The sequence below is a fragment of the Flavobacterium riviphilum genome (assembly GCF_055231795.1).
Map to the genome: position 1 here is coordinate 120,482 of NZ_JBUYSY010000004.1, position 12,586 is coordinate 133,067.

General features: G+C 36.2%; 12 protein-coding genes. 4 read left to right on the forward strand and 8 right to left on the reverse strand.

The annotated features are described in order from the left end of the window. Positions 1-45: 45 nt before the first annotated feature. A complete protein-coding gene (locus ACZIX2_RS06560; RefSeq protein ID WP_463339291.1) occupies positions 46-2,565 on the reverse strand; it encodes a mechanosensitive ion channel family protein in 2,520 nt (839 codons plus the stop codon). Positions 2,566-2,876: 311 nt separating this feature from the next. Between ACZIX2_RS06560 and ACZIX2_RS06565 the strand changes: the two genes are divergently transcribed. The 4 genes from ACZIX2_RS06565 (at position 2,877) to ACZIX2_RS06580 (ending at position 7,674) form a co-directional block, all read left to right on the forward strand. Then, on the forward strand, positions 2,877-4,442 hold the full coding sequence (locus ACZIX2_RS06565; RefSeq protein ID WP_463339292.1) for a protein adenylyltransferase SelO: 1,566 nt from the start codon (positions 2,877-2,879) through the stop codon (positions 4,440-4,442). A gap of 119 nt (positions 4,443-4,561) precedes the next feature. After that, entirely contained in the window at positions 4,562-5,122 is a 561-nt protein-coding gene (locus tag ACZIX2_RS06570) for an L-threonylcarbamoyladenylate synthase (RefSeq protein ID WP_463339293.1), read from the forward strand. Positions 5,123-5,187: 65 nt separating this feature from the next. After that, positions 5,188-6,630 (forward strand): CCA tRNA nucleotidyltransferase, encoded by a 1,443-nt coding sequence (locus tag ACZIX2_RS06575; RefSeq protein WP_463339294.1) that lies wholly within the window; start codon positions 5,188-5,190, stop codon positions 6,628-6,630. Between the two features lie 21 nt (positions 6,631-6,651). Further along, the gene (locus ACZIX2_RS06580) at positions 6,652-7,674 is read left to right on the forward strand and encodes a COX15/CtaA family protein (protein WP_463339295.1); all 1,023 of its coding nucleotides are present in this window, start codon (positions 6,652-6,654) and stop codon (positions 7,672-7,674) included. A 114-nt stretch (positions 7,675-7,788) separates the two neighbouring features. Here the strand turns inward: ACZIX2_RS06580 and ACZIX2_RS06585 are convergent, their stop codons facing one another. The 7 genes from ACZIX2_RS06585 to ACZIX2_RS06615 form a co-directional block, all read right to left on the reverse strand. Beyond that, positions 7,789-8,259, reverse strand: coding sequence for a hypothetical protein (locus tag ACZIX2_RS06585; RefSeq protein WP_463339296.1), 471 nt, complete (start codon positions 8,257-8,259; stop codon positions 7,789-7,791). A 250-nt stretch (positions 8,260-8,509) separates the two neighbouring features. Beyond that, positions 8,510-9,277, reverse strand: a complete 768-nt coding sequence (locus tag ACZIX2_RS06590; RefSeq protein ID WP_463339297.1) for a LytR/AlgR family response regulator transcription factor — start codon at positions 9,275-9,277, stop codon at positions 8,510-8,512. 163 nt (positions 9,278-9,440) lie between these two features. Then, positions 9,441-9,791: a 2TM domain-containing protein gene (locus tag ACZIX2_RS06595; protein ID WP_463339298.1), complete on the reverse strand. Its 351-nt coding sequence runs from the start codon at positions 9,789-9,791 to the stop codon at positions 9,441-9,443. 26 nt (positions 9,792-9,817) lie between these two features. Next, a complete protein-coding gene (locus ACZIX2_RS06600) occupies positions 9,818-10,123 on the reverse strand; it encodes a 2TM domain-containing protein (protein ID WP_463339299.1) in 306 nt (101 codons plus the stop codon). 2 nt (positions 10,124-10,125) lie between these two features. Next, the gene (locus ACZIX2_RS06605) at positions 10,126-10,452 is read right to left on the reverse strand and encodes a 2TM domain-containing protein (protein ID WP_463339300.1); all 327 of its coding nucleotides are present in this window, start codon (positions 10,450-10,452) and stop codon (positions 10,126-10,128) included. 2 nt (positions 10,453-10,454) lie between these two features. After that, positions 10,455-11,810: a histidine kinase gene (locus ACZIX2_RS06610; RefSeq protein WP_463339301.1), complete on the reverse strand. Its 1,356-nt coding sequence runs from the start codon at positions 11,808-11,810 to the stop codon at positions 10,455-10,457. 75 nt (positions 11,811-11,885) lie between these two features. Next, the gene (locus ACZIX2_RS06615; RefSeq protein WP_463339302.1) at positions 11,886-12,509 is read right to left on the reverse strand and encodes a hypothetical protein; all 624 of its coding nucleotides are present in this window, start codon (positions 12,507-12,509) and stop codon (positions 11,886-11,888) included. Between the last annotated feature and the right edge of the window lie 77 nt (positions 12,510-12,586).

A 12,586-nucleotide genomic window follows, 5' to 3' on the forward strand; every position in this document is an offset into this window, starting at 1 on the left:
ATACAGTAAAAAAGGCTTTTGAATGCATATTCAAAAGCCTTTTTTTTAAGCCTTATCTAGAGGTGTGTTGTTGGAGGTGTCAACTGTGCTACGAATATGTAGGTCTCTTTGCGGAAAGGGGATCTCTATGCCATTGGTTCGGAAAGCAGCATCAATTTCAATGATTAAATCGGTTTTGACATCATTCCCGTAATTAAAATGAGGAACCCAAAATTTAATAGCAAAATCAATGGAACTATCATTAAATTTGGTCAGCCATACCATCGGTTCGGGTGTTTTAAGTACCATAGTATTTTGGTCTAAAACTTGGCGAATGATTTCAGTTACTTTCTTTAAATCCGAACCATAAGCAACCCCTAAGTCCAATTCAAATCGTCTTCTAAAACTACCCATAGTCCAGTTGATCAGATGTGAACTGAGCAAATCACCATTGGGAATGATTACATCGGCACCGTCCCAAGTTGTGATCACACTACTTCGTATGCCAATCGATTTCATTTTTCCAGTTTGACCACCAATTTCCACTATATCGTTCAAATTAATGGGTTTTTCAAAAGCAATAATTAATCCACTGATCAAGTTGTTGGTTACATTTTGCAAACCAAATCCAATCCCCACACTCAAGGCACTAATCATTAAGGCAATTTTGTCCATCGGGATACCCGCCGAAACAAAGGCTATAAGTACACCTATTGTAATTAGAGAAATACGAATCAATAGCATCCAACTTCCTAATCCAGAATTGGGTGATCCGTCTTTTTTGGGTTGTGTGTCAGAGGCTAATAAGGTTACCACTCTTGCGCTCAAACCCGAAAGAAAAATGATAAAGAAAAATAAAAAGATGGAGTGTAACGAAAATTTGAATTCACCAAATTGCTTTTCTTCAAAATAGGCTTCAGAAATGGGACCGAAGAAATTTTGAAAATTATAAGTGTTACGACTTACCAGCATGTACCATCCTAAGATGATTAGGAAATAAAAGATCAAAGGCATGGAAAATTTCCCTACTTCTTTGTGTTTGGCTTCATATTCTTCTTCTTCACTCAACGTCAACAGTTTTGAAAAGTTAAAAGTGTCTATACTAAGCCCAAAGGCCCAAATGAGTTGGTAGGTGATTAATAGCGTAAAATAGCCATTGGTCATTAATAGTTTTGATAAATTATAACAATCTTTTAAGGAGAAATACAAAGCTAAGGCTTGAAAAATAATAAAAACGAAGAAGGCAACGGCAAAGCCTTTTTCTTTGAATTCTTTGCCTTTTTTCTTTTGATTTATCAAAACATAACCACCTAATAAAAGGCCCACTGCACTCATGAAAAGCACAAACTGGGCTTCTCCTTTGGTATATAATAAAAGTAAATTGTCTAAAAAAGCAACCAAGTTTAAAAAGAGTATGACAAGCCAAATTCTAAACCAATACCGATTGGCCGATTTATACATAATATACGTTAAAGCAAATCCAGTTAAGGTCCATAAAAATGCTGTAAATACGAAGGGAGGCGAAGGCAAGAAAAATTGAAAAATAGTCAACATAATCAAGATGGCTGCAGATAAGGGATAATTCAATACATGACCCGGGAGTTTTAAGTTGTCGTATAAATGGGTTTGTCGGTATTTTTTTCGAATCATTCTCAGATAGATAGTCAATAAAAGGGTAAAGACTAAAAGCATGGTAAGTATGCCGGTTTGATTGGCAAAATAAAACACAAACACCAAGTAACCTTTGATTAACGAAACAATGAAGTTTTCTTTGGATGAAGCGATTCTCATTTTATGTGTTACTACATCAGGGCTGCCATTGCTGATTTTATCATTGAGCTCCCGTCTTGCATTGTTGATTAAGGCCAAGTCTGATTCTAGACGGTATTTGAATAACTTGCCTTTGACTTCTAATTTCTGAATACTATCAATGGCATTTTTTAAACTGCTATTGACTACATCCAAGTCCTTTGTCATCATGGTCATGCGTTGGATGTAATTTTTTTTAGCAGGCTCTTTAGTGGGAACTTGATACAGGATTTTATCCGTTGCCAACGAATCCATACGACGTTGTATCTTACTCAAGGAAGTATTGTTCTTTGATATTTTTTCGAGTTGCGATTCTGTTCTTTTTAAAATTTCACTGATCAAAATTGAACTGGTAGTGAGGTCTCTCACTGTTGGCATTTTTTGATGCTCCTTGACAATATCTTTGGTAGTATTGTTTTTCCATTTTACTAACAAATTCAACTCTGTGGTAAAACCTTTATAGTCAATCCCTTCTTTTAGTACAGCATTGGCTTTTTGGATTTGTTCGTTCAATAGATTGAAGCATTGATTTTGTTGGTTCAATAAAACATTAAACTCATAATTGGCCTTGTTTTCTTTGAAACTTTCGGTGTTGAGTTGTTGTAATTCTTGTTCTGTTTTTTGATGCACTTGCAGCAAAGTGTCTAAACTAGAAGGCGTTTCTTCTTGTCCGTACCCTACCCATAAAATTCCTATGACGAAAAGGAAAGTGACTTGGGTTTTCGATACGTTCAAAATGGGTCGTAGCTTTTGGAGTAAAATAAAAAATGGATTCATAAATTATAGGTTTTAGAGAAACACTGCTTATGTTATTATGAAATGATAGTCTACTTAATTAGGACAATCTAAGTGAAAGTATTCTTACTTTAAAGATATTAAAAAAAATAGAAATTGTCTAGTTTTTGTTTTGAAAATCAGTATTTTATAAGTTATTAGGCATGAAAAGTTCTGTAATCCGAGCAAGTATGAACGGTATCAATAGTTAATAAAACATTAAATTAATGCTAAGGCCGAATGTTTGAATTAATTTTATCCAAAATTTTGTTCCATCTCTGCTTGACGGAAGCGGAATATTTACCATTGATACAATGAATTTGAATCTAACCCCATTTTTTACCAAAGAATTACCCTCGGATAAGCAAATAGGCTCAGAAACTCGGCAAGTCTATAACGCTTGTTTTTCCTATATGACCCCAACAAAACCTTCCAATCCCTCTCTTGTACATTGCTCCAATGCCATGCTAGAGGCTATAGGCTTGACAGCAGCCGATGGAAAATCGGAAGTATTTCTAAGTGTGGTCTCAGGAACAAAAATATATCCCAATACACAGCCTTTTGCGATGTGTTATGCCGGTCATCAATTTGGAAATTGGGCAGGACAATTAGGTGATGGTCGGGCGATTAACCTGATGGAAATCCAACACAATCATCAAAACTGGATGTTACAGTTAAAGGGCGCGGGTCCAACACCGTATTCCAGAAATGCTGATGGTTTTGCCGTATTGCGTTCTTCTATTAGAGAATATTTGTGTGCCGAAGCCATGCATTATTTAGGAGTGCCCACCACGCGATCCCTTTCATTGGTTTTAACGGGCGATGAAGTGCTCAGAGATGTTATGTATGATGGGAACCCAGCTTACGAAAAAGGGGCTATCGTTTGTAGAGTGGCGCCAAGTTTTATTCGTTTTGGGAATTTTGAAATTTTTGCTGCCAGACAAGATCATGTAAATTTAAAACTACTTGCGGATTATACGATTCGGCATCATTTTCCATCCATAAAAGAGACGGGAAAAGAAAAGTACATCCAATTTTTTAATGAAGTTTCTACCTCTACTTTGGAGATGATTCTGCATTGGCAAAGAGTAGGTTTTGTTCATGGTGTGATGAATACAGATAATATGTCCATTCACGGAATTACTATAGACTATGGTCCCTATGGCTTGATGGACGATTACAATCCTGCTTGGACACCCAATACTACCGACAGGCAACACCGAAGATATCGTTTTGAAAATCAGCCTCATATTGGCTTGTGGAATTTGTATCAACTCGCCAATGCCATCTATCCATTAATCGAAGAAACCCAACCTCTCGAAGCTATTTTGGATGCTTACACCAAAGCGTATGATGCGAAATATCTCCAAATGATGCGATCAAAGTTGGGATTGCAAATACAAGATGCTGAAGATCGTAACTTAATCCAAGTGCTTGATGATGTACTTCAAGAGATGGCCACTGATATGACTATTTTCTTCAGAAACTTGAGCTCAGTACATAGAAATGATACTCCAGAAACGGCCTTCAAAAAAATTGAATTCGCTTTTTATAATAGTAATGATTGTAATGATGTAATTGCTTTAAAATGGCACAGTTGGTTAACTAACTATCTCAATAGACTTCAGTTAGAAGTGCTATCCGATGATGAAAGGAGTAAAGCGATGAATCAAGTCAACCCAAAGTACGTTCTTCGAAATTACATGGCGCAAATCTGTATTGATGCTGCAGAAAAAGGGGACTATACAATACTAAATGAGTTGTTTGAACTTTTGCAAAACCCTTATCAAGAACATCCCGAATATGAAAAATGGTATGCCAAAAGACCCGATTGGGCTAGAGATAAAATAGGTTGTTCTATGTTGAGTTGTAGCTCGTAATTCAAAAAGATTATGGGATGAGGCTAGTCAAAAACAATGAATTAAATAAAATAGATTATTTTTGTACTCACCTTTACTACTGTTAAAAAAATCGTCAAATAAGCTGTTTACTATATATAATGAATCAAGAAATAATCAATGCCTACGAAGTCATTAAAAACGGAGGTATCATTTTGTATCCAACCGATACGGTGTGGGGTATAGGTTGTGATGCGACTAATGCAGAGGCGGTGGCCAAAATTTATCAGCTCAAAAAAAGACAAGAAAATCAAGCTATGATTTGCTTGATGAATGGCGAAAAAATGCTCTACAATGTATTTAAAGAGATTCCTGAAGTAGCATGGCAAATTCTAGATTTGTCTGATAAGCCAACTACTTTGATTCTTGATAATCCCAGAAATGTGGCGCCAAATTTAATTGGACCCGATAAAACTTTGGGTATTCGTTTAGTCAAAGAACCGTTTTGTTTCAAACTCATGGAAAGAATGAAAAAACCATTAGTTTCCACCTCCGCAAACATTTCTGGACAACCAGCGCCAAAAAGTTTCAAAGAAATCAGCCCAGAAATTATAAAAGGCGTGGACTATGTCGTAAATTTGCAGCACGAAAAAATAGGAGGTAAACCCTCCACAATTATTAAATTGACTAATGATTCTCAAGTAAAAGTCATTAGAAAATAATGGAAGTATTTAGTTTGCAGTTTGGGGTTTAATCACTTTAGACGGTAAACTGTAACCCTTGTAAAATGAGTATTGAAACTTTATATAAATCAGCATTACACCATAAAATTTTCGAAGTAATAGCAAAAGCCTCAAAAGAATTAGGAGTAAAAAGCTATGTAATAGGAGGTTTTGTTAGAGATTTGCTTTTAGAGAAAGCAAGTAAAAAAGATATCGATGTGGTAGCTATTGGGAGTGGTATCGATTTGGCTTTGAAGGTTTCCGAACTTTTACCCAAGAAACCCAAAGTTCAAGTCTTCAAAAATTACGGAACGGCCATGTTGCGCTTTGAAGATACCGATATTGAATTTGTAGGGGCTAGAAAAGAATCCTATACCCAAGATAGCCGGAATCCTATAGTCGAAAATGGAACGCTAGAAGACGATCAAAACCGACGCGATTTTACCATAAATGCTTTGGCTTTATCCTTAAATCCAGAGGACTTTGGTACGTTGTTGGACCCATTTAATGGCCAATCTGATTTACAAGCCAAAATTATAAGAACCCCTTTAGATCCGGATATTACCTTTTCGGATGATCCTCTACGCATGTTGAGAGGGATTCGTTTTGCTACCCAATTAGGATTTGATATCGATTCGGAAGCTTTGGCTTCTATTACTAGAAATGCAGAACGTATCAAAATTATTTCAGGCGAGCGTATTGTTGAAGAGCTCAATAAAATCCTCTTAACCCCCAAACCCTCTATAGGTTTTTTGTTGCTATATAAAACAGGTTTGTTGGACTTGATTTTGCCAGAACTTACCGCCTTGAATCAAGTAGAAGAAATAGAAGGACATACCCATAAAAATAATTTTTACCACACACTTGAAGTGGTTGATAATATTTGTCCTAATACGGATGATGTGTGGTTGCGATGGGCCGCATTATTGCATGATATTGGGAAAGCTCCCACCAAGCGTTTTACTAAAAAACAAGGGTGGACTTTTCATGGACATGAATTTTTGGGCGGTAAAATGACCAAAAAAATATTTGAACGGTTGCACATGCCGTTGAATCACAAAATGAAATTTGTGCAAAAAATGGTAGTCATGAGTTCTAGGCCAATTGTCTTGGCGCAAGATACGGTTACTGACTCGGCTGTACGTCGACTCGTTTTTGATGCAGGTGAAGATGTAGAAAACTTAATGACGCTTTGCGAGGCAGATATTACTACCAAAAACCCCAACAAATTCAAAAAATACCACAGTAATTTTGAAATTGTACGCAAAAAAATTGTAGAAGTTGAAGCACGTGACCACGTCCGTAATTTTCAACCTCCAATAAGTGGCGAAGAAATCATGGCGCTCTTCAATCTAAAACCCTCAAGAGAGATAGGTATCTTAAAAGAGGCCGTTAAAGAAGCTATTTTAGAAGGAGAAATACAAAATGAGTACCAAGCAGCATTAGATTTTGTCTTGAAAAAAGGCGAGAATCTTGGGCTTCGTTTAACAAAAAATGAAATAGATTAATAAGTAGAATACGTTTAGAATATGAATAAATCCAATAAGCCCGTAATTGTGTGGTTGCTCTCCGGTTGTTTCCTTTTATTTGTCATGGTGGTAGTAGGTGGTATTACTCGACTTACCAATTCGGGTCTCTCGATGACCGATTGGCATTTGGTTACCGATACTTTTCCTCCTATGAACGAAGCCAAATGGATTCAAGCTTTTGAAGAATACAAGAAGTTTCCAGAGTATCAAAAAATAAATATTTACAAGGACTTTACTTTGTCAGATTATAAGTTTATCTACTTTTGGGAATGGTTTCACCGTTTTATAGGACGAATCATTGGGCTAGTTTTTATAGGACCTTTTTTGTATTTCTTAGTAAAAAAACGTTTGGATGCAGCTACCTTAAAAAAATGCCTAATACTTTTGGGTATGGGAGCTTTTCAAGGCTTTTTAGGGTGGTTTATGGTGCGAAGTGGATTAGTTGATGATCCCGATGTAAGTCATTTCAGATTAGCGTTACATCTTACTTTTGCCTTTATTACTTTTGCGTATACTTTATGGGTGGCTTTGGATTTAATGTATCCCAACCGCGATAATTTTTATCCGCAACTACGAACACTAGCACGTTTTGCTTTGTTTTTCCTTTTAGTACAAATTGTTTATGGAGGATTTGTTGCAGGATTAAATGCGGGGCTGTTACACAACCATTGGCCATTAATGAGTGATGGACAATGGATTCATGAAAGTGTTTTTATTGAGAAAAAAGGATTGTTAATGAACTTGATCGAAGGTAAAAGTGGGGTGCAGCTCGTGCATCGTACTTTGGCCTATGTAGTGGTCGGGATCATGATAGCGCTTTATATTCAGAGTAAAAAATACCAATTATCACAAATTCAACAAAAAGGAGTTTTAGCTTTAGTAGTGTTGGTAGGGGTACAATTTGCTCTTGGAGTGTTTACCTTGTTGTATGCAGTTCCTTTATGGTTAGGATTGGCTCATCAAATAATGGCTTTTTTCTTATTAACGGCTATGACTTTTACCTTACATCGATTTACGAAATAATTCAAACTGTTCATAACAATAACGTCAGCTTAAGACAATTCCTGTAAATGGGAAGCGTTTTAAACTGACGTTATTTTTTTACCGAGTATTAATCAAACTGTAATCATAACTCGTTCAATTTTGTACTTCGGTTAATGACATAGCAGGTAGTGTAATTGTTGGAAGTTGCAATTCAATCCATTGGCTTTCTAAAAGATCTGCCCAAGCATTCAAATATTTTACGGTATCGGTTAACACATTTTTATTTAAAAAAGGTACTTGTGCTTGATTGAGAATCTCAGGATCTGAAAGGGTTTCTAACTGACGTAAATCGGCTGCTGTAAAACCAAACTCCAACATGCTTGCAATAATCAAATCCATTGGATACCCACTGGTGGGGCAAAAATCTAGGACTTGTTCGTTCCAATCGCCCTTTTTTTGTAAAGCGAAGCGCTGAATTTCTGCTCGAGAAAATGGGGTAATGGTTTGTGCCAAATGCCCACAATTGCAGTTACCCATATGGCCCCATTCATACCGCCCACTATTTACGATAGACGTAGCTGTGGCTCTAAGGGCTTGAATTACTTTTAAATTTGCAGTTGCCATGATACTTCGAATTGTGATGAATAGATCATAAAATTACAAAATCAGCGATTGTGTTATAGGTTTTTAACACAACCTAAACGTCTGTTTAGTAATGCATAGCATGGAAAAACCGGCGAAGCACATCTAGTAATCCCGAGTAGTTAGTTGTGTAGGAGGTACTAGGTGCTTATTTTGGTTTTGTTTTTCTATTGGTGTTTTTATAATCAAAGGGGGGCTAATGACAACTGACACCTAATTTATCCCTTCGAAATTAATTGATCCACTTTTTAAAATCGGCTACTTTTTCTCTACTTACTATCACTTCTTCTGCTTTATAAGTAGGTAAAATAATTTTCAAACGAGAGTTACTGTACATTACAATTTCCTTTATGGCTTTTAACGGAATGATAAATTTTCGGCTGATTCTGTAAAAAGCAGCAGTATCTAATTCTTGTTCCAAAACCTCCAAAGTGCTCTCGAGAAGATAATCTCTGTTATCAAAAGTGTGCAAATAGGTTCCTTTATTTTCGCTGTAAAAACATTCAATTTCATCTACCGAAATCACTTTCAAATGTTGCCCGATTTTTAACGTAAATCGCTTTTTGTAATTTTTCTCAAATGGGTTGGTCAACATCTTTTTGATGGCTTCAAAATCTAACGCAAGCGAAGGATTTTCGGGTGCCTTTTCTGGCATTCTCGATTTGTATTTATTCACAGCAATTTCCAAGTCATCTTCATCGATGGGTTTGAGCAAATAATCAATACTGTTGAGCTTAAATGCACGCAATGCATATTCGTCATAAGCAGTGGTAAAAATGATAGCGCTCTTAATTTCGACCGCTTCAAAAATGGCAAAAGACAAGCCGTCGGATAATTGAATATCCAAAAAAATAAGGTCAGGATGTGGATGGTTCGAAAACCATTCGATAGCCTCTTCTACCGAATGCAACAGCACCGTTACATTGATTTGTAGTTTTTCGAGTTTACGTTGCAACAATCGCGCTGCTGGTTTTTCGTCTTCGATGATTATAGTTGTCATTATTTGAGGTTAGAAATTTGAGGTTAGAAATTAGAAATTAGAGGTTAGAAGGCAGAAAGCAGAAAGCAGAAGGCAGAAGGCAGAAGGCAGAAAACAGAGAACTGAGAACCAAGAACCAAGTGTTGAAAACTCAGAACTCAGAACTCAGAACCGAAAACAGAAATCACTTCCACTGTTGTTGTTTTTTATCTTCTTCCTTTAAAAATTCCTCCATTTTTCTTTTCTCCCAATCTTTTCCAAAAAACAAATCTTTTCCAAAAACAGCTGCTCCGTGTGCGACCAATCCAATGCCCCAAAAGAAAGCGGTATTGAGTGTTTGCCAACTCCAAAAATTGGTATCTAATGCATCAAAATGCCTTGCTCTCATAGCGATTAATCCGATATTGACTAAAATATACACTATTAGGTGGACATAAAATCCCTTTATTTTTTGCACTCTTTTAAATGCGATATCGTAACGCTCTTCTTGAGTTCTGTCTAAAAATGAATCGTTTTGGTTTTGCTTATTTTCCATCTTATTTGCTATTTAATCTTATTTTTTTATTTCCAATCGTTTCTGGATTGTTTTTCTTTTTCCATAAACTCTTTAATTTTTTGCTCTTCCCATTCTTTGCCAAAAAAGGGCATCCAATTAAATACTTTCATCGCGTGAAAGAGCACACCTATTCCCCAACCCAGTAATGGCCAAAAAAACCATAAATATCCTGGAGAGGTCAGTAAATTGATTACTACTAAAAATATATTCACTACAATGTAAGAGGTCAGATTTCCGTAAAATCCTTTTAAATCCTCGACTCTTTTCTTGGCTTGATAATATCTATCTTCTTCTTGAAAATTCGTTTCCATAATTATTTCCAGATTTGTTTTTCGTTGTTCTTTCCGATTATTCTTTTAATTTGCTTTTCTTCCCAAGACTTACCCAAGATAACTTCGGATAAAAACAATTGAACTGCTTGAATAGCAAAAAAGGTGGTCCAAATGGCCATTACAAAACCGTTGAGGTAACGAATGGGAAAAAAGTTCAAAGGGGCGCCATAATACGTTTTCAAAACATAGATTACTACGCCGAGCATAAAAAATACCATATGAAAATAGAAATCTTTCAGCTTTTTTACTCTCTCTTTGGCCATTTGAACCAAAGCTTCTTGTTCTTGATTGGTATCTAGTCGTTCCATCGTTATTTCCATTTTTGTTGTTCGTCTTCTTTTCTTAAAATCTCTTGAATTTTTCGTTCTTCCCAGCTAGAGCTGTAACCAAAAACTTTGAAACCGTGCATAATCAAACCAAATCCCCAGCCTCCTGCGGAGAACCAAAACCAATGAAATTGTGGGACAAAAGTAAGATTCACATAAATTAAAATGGGAATCACTACACAATACGAAATCAGATTGCCATAAAATCCTTTTAATTCCTCTACTCTCTTTTTTGCGCGGTAGTACGCATTATTTTCTCTGTAATTTAAGGTCGTTTCCATAACTGTTATTTGTTGGGTTAAAATGGGTATTTTAACGGTAAAAGTTTGTTCATTTTGTTCAATCAGTACTTTTCGTTTGGTAATGATGGCGTAGCGATTGATGATGTTTTGTAATCCAACACCTTGTCGGTCTTGCAATACTTCTTTCTTTTGAAAATCATTCTGAATCACCAAATAATCATTTTCAATATAAATTCGGATATGCAAAGGTCTTTGCTCGCTTACCACATTGTGCTTTACGGTGTTTTCTAATAACAGTTGCAGTGAAAGCGGCACTACTTTGGCGTCTGGGTTTTGAACTTCGGCAGTCACTTCATAAAACAAGCTGTTCTCAAAGCGCATCTTGAGCAATTTCATATACGTCGTTGCAAAATTCAATTCCTCGGCTACCGATACCAATTCTTTATCTTTTTGTTCCAACACATAGCGGTAAATTTTAGATAAAGAAGTAGTGAAACGTTGCGCATTCTCTGGATTTTCTTCGATCAACGAACTCAACACATTCAGGCTATTAAAAAGAAAATGCGGATCGATCTGATTTTTTAAGGTTTCGAATTTGGCCGAAGCCGTTCCTGCAATAATTTTTTGTTCGAACACTTCTTTTTTAGAAGCTTGTTTCCAATTGAGCATAAAACTACGTGCGTGCATAAAAGTGGAAACGCCCAAAGAAAGAATGATATAAAACAGATGTACCCAAATCATGTTATCGTCGAAAAACTCGGCTACTTCTAGTTTTTGAAACACTACAAAAGTCAAATAATTGATACCCAATACTACTGGGACAGTGTACAAAATGGTACAAAAAATCCCAAAATACACTCTCAAGTTGGTTTGCTCTAACCAATTCCATCGACGATCCAAAATATCGTTGATGAGTCCGTTTCCAAAACCAATTCCATACGAATAGAGTCCACTAATTAGAAAAGAGGTCAGTAAACTTCTAGGGCTGAAATCTCTATTAATCAACGAAAAAACAAAAGTAAAGACAAGAGTAATCTTTAAACAATCCAGAAATCCTTTTTTTATCACTTCTAGTGTGCTGTTTTTTTGTTTTTCCATTTTTTTAGGTTTTGGGTTTTGGGTTTTGAGTTTTGTCAACCCTTTCAGAGTTTTGAACTCTGAAAGGGTTGAAAACTATTTTTTGCAATTCTTCTGGGCTTCAAGTGCGCGATCCAACCCCCATTTGGGTGAGAAAGCAGTTTCTGGTTTAAAAGTAGCAAAAAGTCCGATAGCTTTATCAATTTGTGCACACATAGGCGTCGTATCTGTTCCCCAGAACTTGGCTCCACCAATTTCGAATTCGGCTTTACAGAATACTACTCTTGGATTTTCTGGCGCAATGGCCTGTGCTTTACCGTAGAGTTCCATTACTTTTCCAGACAACTTTTGTCCGTTGGTCATGGGGTCATAAGCAATCCAAGCGGTGTGAATCATTGCTTGCATTACTAACAATTCTGGATTGTTTTCGTTTTTGATTAACTCTACATCCAAAGCGTTTTGTGCTTTAGTCAACAATGCGGTTACTTCGTCTTTTCCTTTGGTTCTAAAAGCGGTTGTCGTGTTTACTAAAGCCACATAATAGTTAGGTAACCAATTGTTTTTTTCGACTGCTGCAATTCTTTCAAACAAAGCGGCAGCTTCGGTGTTTTTGCCTTCTCCCCAAAACTGGAAAGCTTTTCCCATTCCTTGTTCGTATTGTCCTTGGGCAGATAGTAAACTGCAAATCAATAAAGCGGTAGCGGTTAAAACTTTAATCATAATTTCTATTTTTTTAAGTTGTTAATTTTTTTTAATAGTTGTTGTTATTTTGATGCGGTAAAAGTACTACTGATGTG